General features: G+C 72.1%; 13 protein-coding genes. 6 read left to right on the top strand and 7 right to left on the bottom strand.

Annotated features, from left to right (window positions below; all coding sequences use genetic code 11):
• Window positions 1-133 precede the first annotated feature (133 nt).
• Both QSK32_RS43620 and QSK32_RS43615 read left to right on the top strand, forming a co-directional pair.
• Window positions 134-1,558: an FAD-binding oxidoreductase gene (locus QSK32_RS43620; RefSeq protein ID WP_285475345.1), complete on the top strand. Its 1,425-nt coding sequence runs from the start codon at window positions 134-136 to the stop codon at window positions 1,556-1,558.
• A gap of 91 nt (window positions 1,559-1,649) precedes the next feature.
• Window positions 1,650-4,301, top strand: coding sequence for a M48 family metalloprotease (locus QSK32_RS43615; RefSeq protein WP_285475344.1), 2,652 nt, complete (start codon window positions 1,650-1,652; stop codon window positions 4,299-4,301).
• On the opposite strand, the gene QSK32_RS43610 is transcribed toward QSK32_RS43615, so the two are convergent.
• On the bottom strand, window positions 4,270-5,430 hold the full coding sequence (locus tag QSK32_RS43610) for a PucR family transcriptional regulator (RefSeq protein ID WP_045747620.1): 1,161 nt from the start codon (window positions 5,428-5,430) through the stop codon (window positions 4,270-4,272). The two genes, QSK32_RS43615 and QSK32_RS43610, sit on opposite strands and share 32 nt — an antisense overlap.
• Window positions 5,431-5,570: 140 nt before the next feature.
• Here QSK32_RS43610 and QSK32_RS43605 point away from each other — a divergent pair, with 140 nt between their 5' ends.
• Window positions 5,571-7,781 (top strand): aminotransferase class III-fold pyridoxal phosphate-dependent enzyme, encoded by a 2,211-nt coding sequence (locus tag QSK32_RS43605; RefSeq protein WP_285475343.1) that lies wholly within the window; start codon window positions 5,571-5,573, stop codon window positions 7,779-7,781.
• Complete coding sequence (locus QSK32_RS43600; RefSeq protein ID WP_045747622.1) at window positions 7,782-9,383, top strand: xylulokinase; 1,602 nt, start codon at window positions 7,782-7,784, stop codon at window positions 9,381-9,383.
• Here QSK32_RS43600 and QSK32_RS43595 read toward each other — a convergent pair.
• The 4 genes from QSK32_RS43595 to QSK32_RS43580 are packed head-to-tail and all read right to left on the bottom strand — an operon-like array spanning window position 9,355 to window position 12,911.
• Complete coding sequence (locus tag QSK32_RS43595; RefSeq protein WP_285475342.1) at window positions 9,355-9,936, bottom strand: GTP-binding protein; 582 nt, start codon at window positions 9,934-9,936, stop codon at window positions 9,355-9,357. The genes QSK32_RS43600 and QSK32_RS43595 overlap by 29 nt on opposite strands.
• Window positions 9,920-10,282, bottom strand: a complete 363-nt coding sequence (locus tag QSK32_RS43590) for a DUF742 domain-containing protein (RefSeq protein ID WP_045748576.1) — start codon at window positions 10,280-10,282, stop codon at window positions 9,920-9,922. Before QSK32_RS43590 ends, QSK32_RS43595 begins: the two co-directional genes overlap by 17 nt.
• Window positions 10,279-10,704 (bottom strand): roadblock/LC7 domain-containing protein, encoded by a 426-nt coding sequence (locus QSK32_RS43585; RefSeq protein WP_285475341.1) that lies wholly within the window; start codon window positions 10,702-10,704, stop codon window positions 10,279-10,281. The genes QSK32_RS43590 and QSK32_RS43585 overlap by 4 nt, the downstream gene beginning before the upstream one ends.
• Window positions 10,701-12,911 carry a sensor histidine kinase gene (locus QSK32_RS43580; protein WP_285475340.1) on the bottom strand — a complete coding sequence of 737 codons (2,211 nt, stop codon included), beginning with the start codon at window positions 12,909-12,911 and terminating at the stop codon, window positions 10,701-10,703. The genes QSK32_RS43585 and QSK32_RS43580 overlap by 4 nt, the downstream gene beginning before the upstream one ends.
• A gap of 289 nt (window positions 12,912-13,200) precedes the next feature.
• Between QSK32_RS43580 and QSK32_RS43575 the strand changes: the two genes are divergently transcribed.
• Both QSK32_RS43575 and QSK32_RS43570 read left to right on the top strand, forming a co-directional pair.
• A complete protein-coding gene (locus QSK32_RS43575; RefSeq protein WP_285475339.1) occupies window positions 13,201-16,365 on the top strand; it encodes a penicillin acylase family protein in 3,165 nt (1,054 codons plus the stop codon).
• Between the two features lie 189 nt (window positions 16,366-16,554).
• Window positions 16,555-17,046 carry an acyl-CoA thioesterase gene (locus tag QSK32_RS43570; RefSeq protein ID WP_045748008.1) on the top strand — a complete coding sequence of 164 codons (492 nt, stop codon included), beginning with the start codon at window positions 16,555-16,557 and terminating at the stop codon, window positions 17,044-17,046.
• Here QSK32_RS43570 and QSK32_RS43565 read toward each other — a convergent pair.
• Together QSK32_RS43565 and QSK32_RS43560 are read right to left on the bottom strand one after the other, a co-directional pair.
• Complete coding sequence (locus QSK32_RS43565) at window positions 17,030-17,722, bottom strand: class I SAM-dependent methyltransferase (RefSeq protein WP_285475338.1); 693 nt, start codon at window positions 17,720-17,722, stop codon at window positions 17,030-17,032. The genes QSK32_RS43570 and QSK32_RS43565 overlap by 17 nt on opposite strands.
• Complete coding sequence (locus QSK32_RS43560; protein WP_045748006.1) at window positions 17,719-18,489, bottom strand: ABC transporter ATP-binding protein; 771 nt, start codon at window positions 18,487-18,489, stop codon at window positions 17,719-17,721. Before QSK32_RS43560 ends, QSK32_RS43565 begins: the two co-directional genes overlap by 4 nt.

The raw sequence follows: 18,489 nt of genomic DNA, 5'->3' as shown, positions 1-18,489 counted from the left end.
CCGGCAAGTCTCGCGGCCCGAGGCCCTCCGGCGGATCCCGCCACAGCCGGATCCCGGACCCTACCCAGCGATATAGGAGGACGGTTTCCCGGAACGGCACACCCACCCTGAGCAGGGCCTCATCATGATTCACGTGGATCGACGTTCTCTCCTGGCCATCGGCGCGGGCGCCGTGGCCGGCCCGCTCATCGCGGCGACTTCGCACGCCGCCGGCCCGCACTGCCGTCTCCTTCGCCCGGGCGATCCGGGGTACGCCGCCGAGGTCGCGCCGTTCGATCTGGCGCAGATTCCGGCGCCCGGTCTGGTCGTCGCGGCCGAGACCGCCACCGACGTCCGGTACGCGGTGCGGCTGGCGTCCCGGCGCGGCGCCCCGATCGCGGTGCTGGCCACCGGGCATCAGCCGTCGGTCCCGATCGGACCGGACGCGATCCTGGTGTCGACCCGGGCCCTGCGCGGGGTGACCGTGGACGCCCGGCGGCGGGTGGCCCGGGTCGAGGCCGGTGTCCGCTGGCAGGAGGTGGTGGACCGGGCCGCGGCGTACGGGCTTGCCCCGCTCAACGGCTCCTCCGGCACGGTCGGTGTGGTCGGCTACACGCTTGGTGGCGGCCTCAGCCCCACCCTCGGGCGCCGGTTCGGGTACGCCGCCGACCACGTGCGCGCGATCGACGTGGTCACCGCCGACGGGTGCCTCACCACGGTCACCCCGGACGCCGACCCCGGGCTGTTCTTCGGGCTGCGCGGCGGCAAGAGCAACTTCGGCCTGGTCACCGCGATCGAGTTCGCCCTGTTCCCGGTGACCGGTTTCTACGGCGGGGCGCTGTACTACGACGGGGCGCATGCCAGGACGGTGCTTCACGCGTACCGGAAATGGATCCGGACCGTGCCCGACGCGATGTCCTCGTCGGTCGCCCTGCAGAATCTGCCGGATGCCGGGGACGTTCCCGCGCCCCTGCGCGGGAGGCCGACGGTGGCGGTGCGCATCGCCTGGACCGGCTCCCCCGCCGAGGGCGTCGCGCTGGTCCGCCCGCTGCGCGCGATCGCCCCGCCGGTGCTCGACGCCGTGAGTGATCAGCCGTACACCGCGTTCGGCGCCATCCACGCCGACCCGGTCACGCCGGTGCCCGCGGTCGAGCGGACCGCGCTGCTCGGTGAGCTGACCGCCGATACGGTGGACGCCCTGCTCGCCACGGCCGGGCCCGGAACCGGGTCGCCGATCGCGGTCACCGAGATCCGGCACCTGGGCGGCGCGCTCGCGTGCCCGCCGCGGCACCCGAACGCGGTCGCGCAGCGGGACGCGGCGTTCACCCTGTTCATGGTCGGGATGGCCGGTCCGGATCAGGCGGCGGCGGTCCGGTCGGCCGAGGCCGCGGTGATCGACCGGCTGCGCCCGTGGTGCACCGGCGGCCTGTTCCCGAACTTCCTGAGCATCGCCGACACCGACCCGGACGTGGTGCGCCGGGCCTACCCGCCGGAGGTCTACCGCCGGCTGCGCCTGCTGAAGCGGCGCGTCGACCCGGGCAACCTGTTCCGCCTGAACCACAACATCCCGCCCGCCTAGGGCCTGGGTAAGAACTGTGACATCCATTGTCGAGGGTTACGCCTACCATCACCGACATGAATGGGTACGTCACGACGGGTAAGGCAAGCCGGTGGCCGTGGAGGTGAGCCGGGAGCAGAAGGACGACATCCGCAGGCTGGTGCTCGGGCTGCCGTCGGACGCCGGCATCCGGTTCGCGGTGCTGGTGCTGCTCACCCTGGCCACCTCGGTCGAGCTCCTGATCATGACGGTCGGCGGGGTGACCGGGGCCGACCGGGTGTTCTACTCCTGCGCCACCGGGTCCGGGCTGTTCGCCGTGACCGTGGACGCCGCGGCCTACCCGGCGTTCGACGACTGTTTCGCGGACACGGCGACGCGCCTGGTACTGGCCGTGACCGCGGTGCTGGCTCTGCTGCTTGCCGTCACGGTCGCGTTCTGGGTCGCGTACCCCGACATGGTGGAACGCCGCCGCGGCCTGACGCCGGTCTCCCGGTCCGGCCACCCGGAGCTGCACGCCTACCTGATGGATCTCTGCCGGACGGCCGGTCTGCGCCGGGCGCCGCTCTTCATGATCGACCCGACGACCACGCAGCCGGCCGGGCAGGCCTACGGGCGCAGCAAGCGGACCCGGATCAGCCTGGGTGCCGGGCTGATCGCGCTCTGGGACACCGATCGTCCCCGGTTCCGCTCGGTGGTGCTGCACGAGCTCGCGCACGTGCGCAACGGGGACGTCTCGCTCGCCTGTCTCACCGTGGTCCTGTGGCGGGTCTTCCTGGTGCTGGTGCTGCTGCCCACGCTGCTGGTCACCGTGTTCGCCGGGGTGTGGACCGCGCCGGACGGCCAGCGGGCCGCGGCGGTCACCGCCGGGTTCGGTGACATCGCCTGGTGGCGGGTCGTGCTCCTGCTGGTGCTGATGCTGCTGGTCCGCAACGCGGCGCTGCGCGCCCGGGAGTTCGCCGCCGACGCCCGCGCGGCGCTCGTGGACGACCACGCGGCCGTCTCGCTGCGGCAGGCCGCTCTCGCCCCGCGCCGGATCCGGTGGCGGCCCGGCCCGGCGCTGACGCTCCCGTCACCGTGGGCGCGGCTGCACGCGCTCGCCGACCCGGTCAGCCTGCTCACCCCGTCGGTGGGCGCGGTCGTCGCGGCCGGGCTGGCCACCGGCCTGGCGGTGAAGAGTCTCGAGGTGCCGCTCTTCCTGCTCGGTTTCTCCGGCACCCCGGTGCTGGTCACCGGCCTGCTGCTGGTGTTCGCCGCGACGATGGGCGGGTTCGTGGCGGTGCTCGGCTGGCGGCTGGCCGGCTACGCCCGACTGCGGGACCGGTCCGGCTCCCGGCTGGTGCTGATCGGCCTGGCCGCCGGCGTGGGCCTGCCGCTCGCGGCGTGGCTGGAGTTCCTGACGCCGCGGCTGCCGGCCACCGGCACGGTCGGCGTGGTGGTGCAGGCGACCGTGATGGTGCTGGTCGCGTTCGCGGTGCTGTGGGCGTACGCGGACGCCGACCGCTGGCTGCGGTCCGGGCGCGACGGCCGTCTCCGGGTTCCGATCATCGGCACCGGCCTGCTGTCCGCGCTGCTGCTCGCCGGCTGGGCCGGCTGGTGGCCGGACCCGACGTGGCGCGACGACCTGCCCGACCTGATCGCGGTGGTCCGCGTGGTCGGCTCGCAGGTCGACGGGCTGGGCTGGGGCTGGGCCGGCCTGCTGCCGCACCTGCTGGTGCAGGTCCCGTCCGCGGTGATCGCCATCGACCTGCCGGCGCAGGTCGCGGCGGTGCTGATCTGGCTGGCCCCGCTGCTGCTCTCCGGCGGCGGGCGGTTCCGGTCCTGGCCGGTCGGCATGATCACCCGGGCCACCCGGACCGGTCTCACCGCGGGCCTGGTCCTGCTGGCGCTGGACCTGCTGCTGCGCAGTGCAGCGGTCCTGATGGCGCCCGCCGGCGAACCGGAGCGGACGACGTTCGCCCTGGTCCTGGCGTCGTGGCAGGTGCTGCTGACCGGTCTGGTGCAGGCCGGTGCGGCGTTCCGGGTGCGGCGCCGGGGCGGACCGGGGACGGCGCTGCCCGCCCTGTACGCGGCCTACCTGACCGGCGCGTTCGGCCTGCTGATGCTGGTCGTCAACGACGTGGCGGCGAACTGCCTGCCGTGGTTGCAGGGCTGCGGGCAGTGGCCGGGCGGGGAGGTGTTCAGTCGTACCCTGCTGACGGTGGGCGTCACCGGCACCGCCTCGAGTGGCATCGCCCTGCTGGTGGCGCACCTGCTGGGCGCCCCGCGACCGGTCACGCCGGTGCGGGCCGTGTCGTCCGCCGAGCCTGCCCGGGACCTCACCGGCACCTGGTCACGGGTGGCCGCGGTGCCGGTCGTGCTCGCCTTCATCGCGCTGATCTCGGTGCCGTTCGCCAACCACGCGGTGTCCGGACGCCCGATCGCCGCCGGGTTCACCGGCCCGATGGTCCGGACCTGGCTGCAGGAGGGCGGCCGGGACGCGATGAGCACGCTCGACGACGCGGCCACCACGCTCGACGAGGCTCAGGCCCGCCACGACGCGGCCGGGATCACCGAGGGGTGCCGGCGTCTGGGCGAGGCCCGCGCGACGGCCGCCCGGCTGCCCGCGCCGCCGGTGCCGCAGGCCGCCGCCGAGTGGGCCGGGGCCGGTGAGCAGTTCGACACGGTGCTGGCCCGGTGTACGTCCGGCGCGGACCCCGGCGACAGTCTGCTCCGCGGCCGGTTGTCCCTGCAGCTCACGAAGGGGCTGCTGGGCGGGGGCGGCTGAACGCGAGCACCAGCAGCAGTTCGAACCGGGCGGCCGGGTCGTCCAGATCGTCGCCGAACGCGTCGCGCAACCGGTTCAGGCGGTAGCTGACGGTCTGCGGGTGCACGAACAACTCGGCCGCCACCGCCGTCCGCGATCCCCAGTTCCGCAGCCAGCTCTCCAGCGTGACCAGCAACGGCTCCCGCTGGCCGGGCCGCAATCCCGCCAGCGGGGCCAGCCGCCGCGCGGAGAGCACCGCCATCGCGCCCGGCTCGCCGCGCAGGGCCAGGGCGGCGAAGTGGTCGTCGACGAAGACCGGCGCCGCTCCGGTGCCGACCAGTTCGGCGGCGCGTTCGGCGAGCCGGACCGCCTCCGGCACCTCGACCCAGCCCAGGGCTGGGCCGACCACCGCGTCCCGGCCGGTCAGCGCCTCGGTCAGGGCGGCGCGTTCGGCCCGCGGGCCGGAGCGCAGCAGCAGGACCGCGTCACCGGCCCGTTCGGCGACCACGCCGTCGGCGCCGAACCGGAACCGGGCGTCGCGGGCCTGGTCCGGCGGGAGCAGCACCGGCACGACGGTGTCCAAGCCGGGCCAGCCGATGCCGGCCGCCGCCTCGCGGGCCACGTCCGGTGGGGCGCCGCCGCGCAGCAGCAGGTCGGCGACCTGCCGGCGGCGGCGTTCGCCCTCACCGGCCTGTTCCCGCAGTTGCCTCGCCAGGCCGTCGGTGCAGGCCGCGGCGAGTTCGTCGACGAAGGCACTCGTCGCGTCGGACAGGTCGATCAGCTCGTCGACGGTCACCGGGCGCAGTTCGGCGAGGGCGTGCGAAGCGGTCCGCAGCAGCAGCCGGGCCGCGGTGCGCAGCGAGCCCAGCAGTGTCTCCGGGCCGCGGTTGTCGCGGGCCTCGGCCGCGCCGAGCGCCACGAACACCTCGCGGATCGGGGGCGGCAGCGCCGGCTCGGCGGTGCCGGCCAGGTCGACGAAGCGTTCCAGGGCGACCCGTACGGCGGTCCGGACGTCCCGCTCGTACTTCGCACCGGCGGCCTCGGGGGCGGTCTCGCCGACGGCGTCGGCGATGGCCCGCACGGCGGCCGGCAGCCGGGGCCGCATCGCGTCCGCCAGGTCGGGGGTGAGGCGCTGCCAGGGAGGAGTCATCGCAGGCGATTTTGTCACCCGGTGATAAAGGTACGGTCGCTTCTTGCTGGCTCGAATACGGTGCTTTGTCGCCGACCGCGGACGACGATGAGGCTGGTCACCCGCTGTAGAAGGATCGGACTGCGCCTGTGAAACACCGTTTGTCACGTCAGCACGTCGTCGACATGTGCCGGACGATGCTCGAACGCGGCTATCTCAAGGCCACCGAGGGCAACGTCTCGGTCCGGATCCCCGGCCACAAGCTGTACGCGGTCACGCCCAGCAACTACGACTACGACAAGATGCGCGCCGAGGACATCTGCGTCGTCGACTTCGACGGCAAGCACGTGCCCGACCCGGACGGCGCCGGCGGTCTGGTCCCGTCGATCGAGTGCGGGATGCACGCCAACGTCTATCGCGAGCGTCCCGACGTCAACGCGATCGTGCACACCCATCAGCCGTACGCGTCGGCGCTGGCGTTCCTGCGCAAGCCGATCCCGGCGCTCACCGACGAGCAGGTGCGCTTCCTCGGCAAGCAGGTCGCGATCATCGACTACGCGCCGTCGGGCACCGGCTTCCTCGCGAAGAACGTGCAGAAGAAGGTGGCGAGCGGCGACAACGCGTTCATCATCGCCAACCACGGTGTGGTGGCGCTGGGCACCGACCCGGACCGGGCGGTGTTCAACATGGCGCTGCTGGAGAAGGTGTCGATCGCCTACCTGATGGCGCTCTCCACCGAGGCCGGCAAGGTCTACACGATTCCGGACACGATCCGGGAGATCGCCTTCGGCAAGCTGAAGAAGGACGAGAAGCGGATCGCCGCGCAGATCACCAACGCGGTGGAGCCGATCCGGGTGCCGGACGACGAGGATCCACCGACGATTCCGGAGATCTCCGATAGCGCCCCGGACGCCGGCGCGGCCGACCTCGGCTACATGATCGATGAGTACCTCGACGTCGACGACACCATGCGACGTCTCAAGGCCCTGGTCGACCAGCCGCTGCGAGGGCTGCGCCACGACGCGCTCAACGACGTCCTCGCGTACTTCGACACCAAGTGCACGGCCAGCAAGGAGATCACCGAGCGGGCCAAGAAGCGGATCCCCGGCGGTGTCCAGCACAACCTGGCGTTCAACTACCCGTTCCCGCTGGCGATCGACAAGGCCGAGGGCGCGTACCTGACCGACCGGGACGGCAACGTCTACATCGACTTCCTGCAGGCCGGCGGCCCGACCATCCTGGGCAGCAACTACGGTCCGGTCAACGAGCGGGTCGCCGAGGTGATCAAGGAGAGCGGCCCGGTCACCGGTCTCTTCCACGAGTACGAGCTGAAACTCGCCGAGATCATCAACCGGTACATGCCGCACATCGAGATGTACCGGTCGCTCGGGTCGGGCACCGAGGCCGTGATGGCGGCGGTCCGGGCCGCCCGCGCCCACACCGGCAAGAAGATGGTCATCAAGGTCGGCGGCGCGTACCACGGCTGGTCGGACACCATGGTCTACGGCCTGCGCGTGCCGGGCAGCTACCGGATGAACGCCAAGGGCATCCCGTTCGGCGCGACCGGCCGCACCCGGGAGGCGTTCCCGCACGACCTGGGCGCCCTCAAGCGCAAGCTGATCGAGAACCGGGCCCGGGGCGGCACGGCCGCGATCGTGGTCGAACCGCTGGGCCCGGAGTCCGGCACCCGGCCGGTCCCGTACGACTTCAACGCCGGCGTCCGCAAGCTGTGCGACGAGTTCGGGGCGCTGCTCGTCTTCGACGAGGTGGTCACCGGGTTCCGCACCGGACTGGGCGGCGCCGCCGGATACTTCGGTGTCACCCCGGACCTGACGGTGTTCGGCAAGGCGGTCTCCGGCGGGTACCCGATGGCCGGTGGCGTCGGAGGCAAGGCCGCGGTGATGAGCGTCTTCGGTTCCGGACTGGACGGTAAGAGCGGCGCGCACATCCAGGTCGGCGGCACCCTGTCGGCGAACCCGCTGTCCTGCGCGGCCGGGTACTTCGCGATCCAGGAGATGGCCCGCACCAACGCCCCGGTGATCGCCGGCCGGGCCGGTGACCGGCTCACCCGCGGCCTGCAGAAGCTGATCGACAAGTACGGTCTGCCGTACGTCGCGTACAACCAGGGATCGATCGTGCACCTCGAGTCCAGCGGCGTCATGCTGCTGGACATGCGCAACCCGATCAAGCTGCTCAAGGAGAACAAGGGCCGCAAGAAGCTGATGGAGCAGATGGGCGCCGCGTACGCCGCCCACGGCATCATCACCCTCGCGGGGTCGCGGATGTACACCTCGATGGCGGACACCGACGAGGTCATCGACGACGCCCTGGCCCGGTTCGACCAGGTCTTCGCGCTGGTGGAGGGAGTCTAGGTGGCGGTACCGCCGCAGGTGCTGGCGATCGACCTCGGAACCTCGGGGATGAAGGCGGCCCTGGTGGCCGCCGACGGGACGGTGACCGGGTGGGCCGAGCGCCCGGTCCCGCTGCACGTGCTGCCCGGCGGCGGCGCCGAGCAGGACCCGGTCGCCTGGTGGGACGCGCTCGCCGAGGTCGTCGCGGACCTCGGGAGGGCGTACCCCGAGCACCTGCGCGCGGTGACCACGATCTGTTCCTCGACCCAGGGCGAGGGCACGATCGCGGTGGACGCGGCCGGTGAGCCGCTGACCCGGTGCATCAGCTGGCTCGACATGCGCGGTGCGGACCATCTGCGGCGCCAGTTCGGCGGCTTTCCGGCGTACTCCGGCATGTCGGTCTTGAAGATCGCCCGCTGGCTGCGGCTGACCGGTGGCATGCCGTCGGTCACCGGCAAGGACCCGGCGGCGCACATGCTGCTGGTCCGGGACACCATGCCGGAGATCTACGACCGGACCGCGACGTTCCTGAACGTCCTCGACTGGATCAACCTGAAGCTCACCGGCCGCACGGTGGCGACCGTCGACTCGATCCTCACCTCGTGGGTCACCGACAACCGGGATGCCGCGAACATCCGGTACGCCCCCGAGCTGGTCGCCGCCAGCGGGATCGACCGGGACAAGTTCCCGCCGATCGTGAAGTGCACCGAGGTGATCGGCAGCCTCGCCCCCCAGGCCGCCGATCACCTCGGACTACCCGCGTCGGTGCGGGTGGTGGCGGGTGCGATCGACAACACCGCGGCCGCGATCGGCGCCGGTACGGTCCGCGACAACGAGCCGCACCTCTACCTGGGCACCTCGTCGTGGATCGCGGCGCACGTCCCGCGGAAGAAGACCGACATCACGACCGGGATCGCGTCGATCCCCTGCGCGATTCCGGACCGCTATCTGATGACGGCGTTGCAGGCGACCGCCGGCGCGAACCTCACCTGGCTCCGCGACAAGATCGTGGAGTTCGACGATCCCCTGGTCTCGGCCGGGCACGTCAGCAGGGACGAGGGCACCATCTTCGACGCCTTCGACAAGATCATCCCGTCGGTGCCGGCCGGTGCGGACGGCGTGCTCTACATGCCGTGGCTGTACGGCGAGCGGGTGCCGGTCGACGACCCGAACCTGCGGGCCGGCTTCCTCAACATCTCCCTGAACACCACCCGCTCGCACCTGCTGCGGGCGGTGTTCGAGGGCGTCGCGCTGAACACCAGGTGGATGGCCAAGTCGGTCGACAAATTCCTCGGCACGCCGGCCTCGTCCCTGGTGATCACCGGCGGCGCGGCGCGGTCGAACTCCTGGTGCCAGATCTTCGCGGACGTACTCGGCGTGGAGATCCGCCGCGATGCGGACCCGGTGACGGTGAACGCCCGCGGTGCGGGGTGGATCGGCGCGGTCGGCGCCGGGCTGATCGACTTCCCGGAGATCTCCGACCTGGCGCGCAACGACCACGTGTACACGCCGGGGCCGGACCGGGCACGCTACGACGAGATCTACACGACCTACACCAGCCTGCACAAACAGCTGGCCCCGATCTACCGCAGACTCAACCGGCCCGCTGGAGACGCCGGCTGAGGATCTGCTCGGTGAGCGCCACCAGCACCCCCTTGACCGACTCCCGGCGCCGGGCGTCACACTCCAGCAGGGGCAGCTCGCCGGGCACGCCGATCGCCTCGCGGACCTCCGCCGGGTCGAACCGGCGTGCGCCGTCGAAGGCGTTCACCCCGATGACGAACGGGATCCCGTGCTCCTCGAAGTAGTCGACGGCCGGGAAGCAGTCCTCGATGCGGCGGGTGTCGACCAGGACGATCGCGCCGAGGGCGCCGTCGACGAGGTCGTCCCAGAGGAACGCGAAGCGGTCCTGTCCGGGGGTGCCGAACAGGTAGAGCAGCAGTGAGTCGTCGAGGGTGATCCGGCCGAAGTCGAGGGCGACCGTGGTGGTGGTCTTCTGGGTGACGGCGGAGGTGTCGTCGATGCCGATCGAGCGTTCGGTCATCTCGGCCTCGGTGACCAGCGGCTCGATCTCCGAGACGGCGCCGACGAAGGTGGTCTTGCCGACACCGAAACCGCCACTGATGACGATCTTCACGGCTACCGGCGGCGAGGACGGCTCAGAGCGCCCGAACACGATCACGGATCCTCTCGATCAGGGTGACGCTGAGTTCGGCCGGCTGCTCCGGGAGGTGCAGGTAGCCCTGGGTGATCAGGTCCGCGGCGATGACCCGGACCACGCCGAGCGGCACGCCGATCGCCACGGCCAGGTCGGCGACCGACGTGGGCCGCTGGCAGAGCTCGACGATCCGCCGGGCCTCGAACCGCAACGGCGCCGAGAGCGCCGCCGGTACGGCACGCACCTGCGTCTCGATCCGCAGGCCGTCGTGCATCGGCTGGGTGCGGCCGGCGGTGAGCATGAACGGGCGCACCACCGGATCCTCACCCTCGTACCACCGGCCGGGCGGGCTCGCCGGGCTCATCGGGCCAGGTGCTGGCGGGAATCGGCGATCAGCGCGGGGGTCAGCACGCCGCCGAACCGTTCGGCGAGGACCGAGATCTCGTACCCGATGAGCCCGAGGTCGCTGTCGCCACCGGCCACCACCCCGAGACAGCTGCCGCCGTCGATCACCGAGATGACCAGGAAGCCGCGATTCATCTCGATCATGATGAGTTTCAGGCCGTCGAAGTCGTACCGGCGGGACGCGCTGCGCGCCAGGCCGGCCATGCTGGAGACGATCGCGGCGAGTTGGTCGGCCTCGGCCCGGCTCAGGCCGTCCGACCCGGCGATCAGCAGGCCGTCGGAGGAGACCGCGACGGCGTCGCGGACACCGTCGGTCTGGTGCACGAAGTTGCCGAGAAGCCAGTTCAGCTGGTGCCGGTCGGCGGGGGCTTCGACGCTCATGAGATCTCCTCGGGTGTGGCCTGCGACCGGCCGGGTTCCCGGTCCCGGCCTCGCTGGATACCGTCACGCAGCGCGAGCATCCGGGAGCGCACCTCGGCGGGTCCGCTGCTCACCATGACGGGCTGATCGCCGGGAGGGACGGCCACGGCGGGGGCCGGGCGGGGACGGCCGGCGTGCGGCACGCGTTTGCGCAACCCGTTCCGGGTACGCACACCGTCCTCGGACTCCGGCCGCCGGGGCGCCGGAACGGACGGCCGCTCCGCCAGCACCACGTAGTCGACCTCCACCTCGCGGCGCCGGTGACCGTCCTCCAGCGCGCGCCGCCCGGCCGCCGGGTCGTCACCGACCGGGGCGGGTCCGGCGAGGATCTCCGCGGGCAGGGTGATCCGGGCGGTCACCCCGGTCACCGGCGACGGCGTGAGTCGTACCCGGACGTTCATCCCGGCGGCCAGGCGGCCGACCACGTGATGCCCGAGGTACCGTGCCGGAGCGGTGAGGAAGTCGCCGTCGCCGCGGAGCCGCTCGTTGGCCACCGCCATGTCGGCCTCCGTCATCCCGACACCCTCGTCACAGATCGCGATCAGGTACTCGTCGCCGACCCGCCGCCCGTGGATCTCGACCTGCTGGTCCGGCGGCGAGAAGGACAGTCCGTTCTCGATCAGCTCGGCGAGCATGTGTGCCAGGCCGCTGCCGGCCGCCCCCTGCACCTGGGCCTCGTCGATGCGGCGCAGGCCGACCCGCCGGTACTCCTCCACCTCGGACACCGCGGCCCGGACCACGTCGGTCAGCGCCAGCGGGCCGGGCCACTGCCGAGGGCTGGCCGCGCCCACCAGGACCAGCAGACTCTCCGCGTTGCGCCGCATCCGGGTGGCCAGGTGGTCGAGTTCGAACAGGTTCGCCAGGCCGGCCGGGTTCGACTCCTCCTGCTCCAGCCGGGTGATGAAGCCCAGTTGACGGCGCAGCAGGTTCTGGTTGCGCCGGCCCAGGTCGGCCAGCGACTCCGCGGTGGTCCGCCGCAGCACCGCCTGCTCGGTCGCGAGGTCGTACGCCGTCTGCTGCACCCGCTGCAGCGCGTCGGCCACCTGGTGCACCTCGATGCTCGCGCCGTCGGCGACCGGCACCGGGTCGGGGCGTTCGGACGGATCCCCGGACGCGGCCCGGCGGACCGCCTCCGGCAGCCGGTCGGCGGCCAGCCGGTGCGCCTCCCGGGCCAGTCCGGAGAGTGGGCCGGCCAGTGACCGGGCCGACGCGGTGGCCAGGTACGCCGAACCGGCCAGGCAGGCCAGCACGATCGCGCCCAGCACGCTCACCCGCAGGGTGGCCCGGGCCCGCAGTTCGCCGGCGCGGGTCTGGGCGTCCGCGCCGATCCGGCGGGACAGCCCGGACATGTCGTCGAGCACCACCCCGGTCGACGACCACCAGGCGCTCTCGTCGACGCGCAGCCGTTCCCCGCCGCCGGCCAGCAGTGCCGATTCCTCCAGGTCACGGCTCTGCCGGGCGGCTGCGCCGTCGAGCAGGTCCGCCTTGGCCTGGGTGGCAGCGGCGCTCGCGAACTCGTCGAACTCCCCCAGCGCCAGGTCGCGGACGGCGATGACCACGGCGAGCCGGGGGAACTCGTCGTCACGGAAGCGCCCGTCGCGCAGCACCCCGGCCAGCAGGACCCGCTCCTGGGCGAGGGCCTCGTTCGCCGCGTTGATCATCTCCAGCGACTCGGCGGCGCGGCGCAGCCGGTTGTCGGCGACCGTCTCCAGGTCGAGGAAGAGATCGCCCAGTTCCTCGATCGCCTCGGTGTAGAACGCGAACGTCGCGGCGCGTTCCCCGGTGCCGGCGTCCACGCCGTCGCGGACGGCCTCCAGGTCGTCCAGCTCGCCGAGCAGGTCGAGTGCCTGCTCCTCCAGGGCGGTGCCGCCGCCGAGCAGGCTCCGGACGCCGTCGAGACGGGCGTCGGCCCGTTCCCGGGCGGGGACGAGGTCGGCCTGGAGCGCGAGGTCGCCGGTCAGGGTGCCTTCGGTCGCGTCCCGTTCGGCCTGCAGTTCCCGGACCAGTTCGTGCAGGGCCAGCACCACGGTGACCCGGCGTTCGGTGTCGGCCGCGACCCGGTAGTCGCCGATCTCGCCCACGGCGACGACGGTCAGCAGCGCGATCATCGCCACGAGGGGCGGCGCCAGGGTACGGGTGATCCGGCCCCGGATGGTCGCCGCGTTCATCTCGTGTATTCCTCCGCACGTGCCGGCCGTTGAGAACGCCGCCAAGGATCGGCGGACCTCCACCGGTTGGCAACACCCCGATCGAGCGACCGTCGTCGTGGTTTCGGTCCTGAACAGGGGGTGTGCTCGGCACGGTCGTGGCGCGTCCGGCCGGTCCGACCCGATCGGGTGACCGCCGGTGCGGGAAACCCTGGCCTCCCATACATCGACGCATTAATATCTTTGAATATTTTTCGCGTTCGGCCGTTCCCCTTTTCCCTCGCGTTCGAGCGTTCCCGAAGGGACCCCCATGCGCCGACACCTCAGCGCCCTCGTGGCCGCCGGCCTGCTGATCACCGCCGGGCTGTCACAGGTCGATCCCCCACCCGCCGCCGCGGCCTTCAGCAGCAACGACTACTGCCTCGGCGAGTGCTCCGACATCCTGCCGCCCGGTCAGAACGGTGACGCCGACCTGGCCCAGATCCTCGCCCACCAGGCCTTCGGCACCATGCCCCCGCACGCCGACGACCAACTCGCCCCCTACGCCGACCTGACCTACAACTACACCGGCCTGACCCCCGGCCAGATCAACGGCTTCTTCAACGACGCCTCCTACGGGGTGCCGGCCGGGCAGGTCGCCAGCAGCATCTCGCCGCGCTCGGACGTCACGATCGTGCGCGACACCAGACTCGGCGTCCCGCACATCACCGGCACCACGCGCGCCGGGACCATGTACGGCGCCGGGTACGCCGGCGCCCAGGACCGCCTCTTCCTGATGGACCTGATGCGGCACGTCGCCCGCGGCTCCCTGACCACCTTCGCCGGCGGCGCGGCCGGCAACCGCGCCCTGGAACAGAGCGTCTGGCGCAACTCGCCGTACACCGAGGCCGACCTGCAGGCCCAGCTCGACGGCCTGCGCACCGGCAGCACCCGGGGCGCGCAGCTCTACACCGACGTGCAGCAGTACCTGGCCGGCGTCAACAAGTACATCGACGACTGCATGGCCGCCCGGGACTGCCCCGGCGAATACGTGCTCACCGGCCACCTCGACTCGGTCACCAACGCCGGCGGGCCGGAGGACTTCGTGATGACCGACCTGATCGCGGTCGCCGGCGTCATCGGCGGGCTGTTCGGCGGGGGCGGCGGCGCCGAGATGCAGTCCGCGCTGGTCCGGGTCGCCTCCCGGGCCAAGTACGGCGCCACCGTCGGCGACCAGGTGTGGCAGCAGTTCCGTTCGCAGAACGACGCCGAGACCGTGCTGACACTGCACAACGGCCAATCCTTCCCGTACGGGACCGGCGACCCGAACGCGTCCGGCGTGGCCATGCCGGACGCCGGAACCGCCGTCCCCGAGCCGCTCGTCTACGACAAGACCGGATCAGCGGCCACCGGAGTGAGCGGCACCAGTGCCATCGCCGACTCGCTCAGCTCGCTGGCCATGGACGGTTCCCAGCGCGGCATGTCGAACGCGGCGGTCGTCTCCGCCGCCAACTCGGCCACCGGACACCCGGTCGCCGTCTTCGGACCGCAGACCGGCTACTTCGCGCCGCAACTGCTCATGCTCCAGGAACTGCAGGGTCCGGGGATCAGCAGCCGGGGCGTGGCGTTCAGCGGGCTCAACCTCTACACCCTGCTGGGCCGCGGACCCGACTACGCGTGGAGCGCCACCTCGTCGCTGCAGGACATCACCGACACATACGCGGTCCGGCTGTGCAACGCGGACGGCACCGCCTACCTGTACCACGGGGTGTGCACGGCGATGGAGACACTGTCGCGGACCAACTCGTGGACGCCGACGACCGCCGACTCCACGGCGGCCGGCTCGTACCGGCTGACCCGGCTGCGCACCAAGTACGGCCTGGTCACCTGGCGCGGCACCGTCGGCGGGACAGCGGTCGCGTTCACCAGCCTGCGGTCCACGTACCGGCACGAGGCCGACTCGGCGATCGGGTTCCAGATGTTCAACGAACCGGAGCAGATGGGCAGTGCGGCGGCGTTCGCGGCCTCGGCAGCGAACATCTCCTTCGCGTTCAACTGGTTCTACGTCAACTCCACCCAGAACGCGGTCTACACCTCCGGCGCCGAGCCGATCCGCCCGTCCACGGTCGACCCGAACCTGCCGACCTGGGGTGACGCCGCGTACGAGTGGACCGGGTTCGACCCGACGGCGAACACCGCCACCTACCGGGCGGCGTCGCTGCACCCGCAGGCCGTCAACCAGGACTACTTCGTCAGCTGGAACAACAAGCAGGCGGCCGGGTACTCAGCGGCCGACGGCAACTTCAGCTACGGCTCGGTGCACCGGGCGGAGCTGCTCGACGCGCCGCTCAAGGCGGGCATCGCGGCCGGCACCAAGTACGACCGGGCGTCCCTGCTGAAGATCGTCCAGTCGGCGGCGGTCACCGACCTGCGCGGCTCGGCCGTCCTGCCGGTGCTGCTGCGCGTCATCGACACCGCGACGGTCACCGACTCCGCACAGGCGGCGGCCCTCACGAGGATGCGGGCCTGGCTGGCCGGCGGCGCCCGGCGCATCGAGACCGCGGCCGGCAGCAAGGTCTACAAGGACGCCGACGCGATCCGCACCTTCGACGCGTGGTGGCCCCGCCTCGTCCAGGCACAGTTCGCCGGCGGGCTCGGCACCGGGCTGTTCGGCGCGCTGGTCGACACCATCCAGATCAACGAGTCACCGTCCGGTGAACAGACCGGGCCGGTGTCGACCCTGCCCACCTCCGCGAACGAGACGCAGGGGCACAAGGGCTCCTCGTTCCAGTACGGCTGGTGGGGCTACGTCGACAAGGATCTGCGCGCGGTCCTCGGCGACACGGTGCCGAACTGGCCGACCCGGTACTGCGGCGGCGGGGTCCTGAGCACGTGCCGCAGCGCGCTGCTGACCAGCCTGACAGCGGCGCTGGCGGAACCGGCGGCCACCACCTACCCGGCGGACGACTTCTGCGCGGCCGGAAACCAGTGGTGCGCCGACGCGATCGCGCACTCCCCGCTGGGCGGCATCGAGCACTCGCTGATCCCGTGGCAGAACCGGCCGACGTACCAGCAGGTGGTGTCGTTCCCGGCCAAGCGCGGCGACGTGGTCACCAACCTGGCCCTGGGCGCCTCGGTGACGGCCTCCGGGGCCCAGTCGGGCCATCCGGCGGCCGACGCGGTCGACGGCGACCCGGCCACCCGGTGGGCCAGCGAGTGGGCCGAGGGCGAGTGGATCCGGATCGATCTGGGCGGCAGCCGGCAGGTGGCCCGGCTGAACGTGTCGTGGGAGTCCGCCTACCCCTCCGCCTTCAGGGTCGAGACGTCGGTGAACGGCACGACGTGGACGACGGCGTCCTCGGTGACCGGCCAGAACGGCGGCTGGGACAACATCTCCTTCCCGGGTACGACCGCGCGGTACGTCCGCCTGACCAGCGTCACGCGGGCCACCCAGTACGGCATCTCCCCCTACGAGGTGGAGATCTACGCGCACTGAGCAGAGCGCCCGCACCGCCGGCCGGCCTCTTCGGGGGCCGGCCGGGACGACCGGGCATGCCGGAATGGGCGGGACTGTGCTTTGTCCCGTACACAGGCGAAGGTCGTGATTGTGGTCTTTGCCACGGTGAACGGGAGCAGACCGCACTATGCTCGCCCGGTGTCGGGGGAACGAGTAGTAAGCGAAGCGATGACCGATTCTGGACGGCCGCCGTCGGCCTCCCAGCTCACCCTTTCGCAGATCATGGACCAGCACCACACGAACCTGCTGGGCACGGTCCACGGTGGCCGGATCCTCAACCTCATCGATTCGGTGGCGGGCGTCGTCGCGGCCCGGCACTCGGACGGGCCGGCGGTCACCGCGGCCATGGACGAGACCGTGTTCCTGCAGGCCGTACGGGTCGGTGACGTGGTGCACGTCGACGCCCGGGTGACCTGGGCGGGCCGCAGCTCGATGGAGGTCGCGGTGCGGGTGACCGCCGACCGGTGGGATCGCGCGGTGCCGCCCACCACCGTCGCCACCTCGCATCTGGTGATGGTGGCGGTGGACGACGCGGGGCGTCCTCGCGCGGTCCCGGCACTGTTGCCGGAGACCGAGGAGGATCATCGGGCGATCCGTCAGGCGGAGATCCGCCGGGAGCACCGGCTGGCATTGCGCAAGGCGCTCACAGACGACCAGTGAGCCGACGACCGGTGATCAGGTACTGGGTGAGGACGTGGTGGCCGGGTGCGACGCCGAACGTCTCGTCGAGTTCCCGGATCGCGTCGAGCGCGGTGACCGTGACGTCGTGCAGGCCGGCGGCGCGAAGCACCTTCTCGGTCGCGTGGATCGAGGTCGCGGCGGCCAGCGGCAGCGCCGCCTGGATCTCCTCGTCGTAGAAGCCCAGTTCGCTGCGGTCGGTGAACCAGGTGCTGTCGATCACCGCGACGGTGCCGCCGGGGCGCAGCAGCCGGATCCAGTTCGCCAGGGCGGTCTCCGGGTCGCGCAGCGTCCACATCACGTAGCGGTTGACCACCGCGTCGAACGAGGCGTCCGGGAAGTCCGGGGCGACCGCGTCGCCGAGCCGGAAGCCGGGGGCGTTCGCGGCGGTGGCGGCGTGTGCGCGGGCCCGTTCCAGCATGCCCTCGGACAGGTCGATGCCGGTGACCCGGTGACCGATTCCGGCCAGGGTCATGGCGACCTGTCCGCTGCCGGTGCCGACGTCGAGCACGTCGAGCGGACCGGCCGGCAGCGCGTCCTTCCAGACACCGGACCAGGCCACCTCGTCGGCGGCCCGGCGTTCCGGGCGCTGCTGGTAGGCGTCGTAGGCGGGGGCGCGTCCGGTCCAGTAGTCGTTGATCCGGTCCTGGGCGGTCATGCGGGGGCCTCCTCGAGTGGTTGGAACAGCAGGTGCGTCTCGCCGTCGAGGTCGACGCGCCGGATGCCGATGCCGTAGACGGGTTCGAGGACCGCCGGGTCCAGGACCTCGCCGGCCATGCCGGCCGCGACGATGTCGCCGCCGCTGAGCAGGGCCAGGTCGTCGCAGTAGCGGGCGGCCAGGTTCAGGTCGTGCAGGACCACGATCGAGCACGTCGCGAGGCCGCGGACCAGGCCCAGGATCTCGTGCTGGTAGCGGATGTCGAGGTGGTTGGTGGGCTCGTCGAGCAGCAGGTGGGTGGCCTGCTGGGCGAGGGCGCGGGCGATCAGCACCCGCTGGCGCTCCCCGCCGGAGAGCCCGGCGAACGGTCGTGCGGCCAGGTGGGTGGCGCCGACACGGGCCAGGCAGCGGGCGGCGATCTCGTGATCGTCGGCCCCGGTCCGCTGGAACGTGGAGAGGTGCGGTCCACGACCGAGAAGGACCATCTCGGCGACGGTCAGCGAGGTCTCCCCGCCGGATTCCTGGACCACTACCGCCATCCGCCGGGCGGACTCGCGCGGGCTCAGGCCGGTCAGCGGGTCGCCGTCGACGGCGACCGCTCCGGTCGGGCTCCTCAGCGCGCCGTGGAGCAGCCGGAGCAGGGTGGTCTTGCCGCTGCCGTTCGGGCCGATCAGCCCGAGGACCCGGCCGGGTCGGGCCTCGACGGTGACGCCGTCGATCACGGGTTTGGCGCCGTACCGCCAGCTGACGTCCTTCGCGGTGATCAT

The organism is Actinoplanes sp. NBRC 101535, assembly GCF_030269225.1.
GTDB classification, from domain to species: domain Bacteria; phylum Actinomycetota; class Actinomycetes; order Mycobacteriales; family Micromonosporaceae; genus Actinoplanes; species Actinoplanes rectilineatus.
This window is presented reverse-complemented; position numbering and strand designations above follow the sequence as displayed.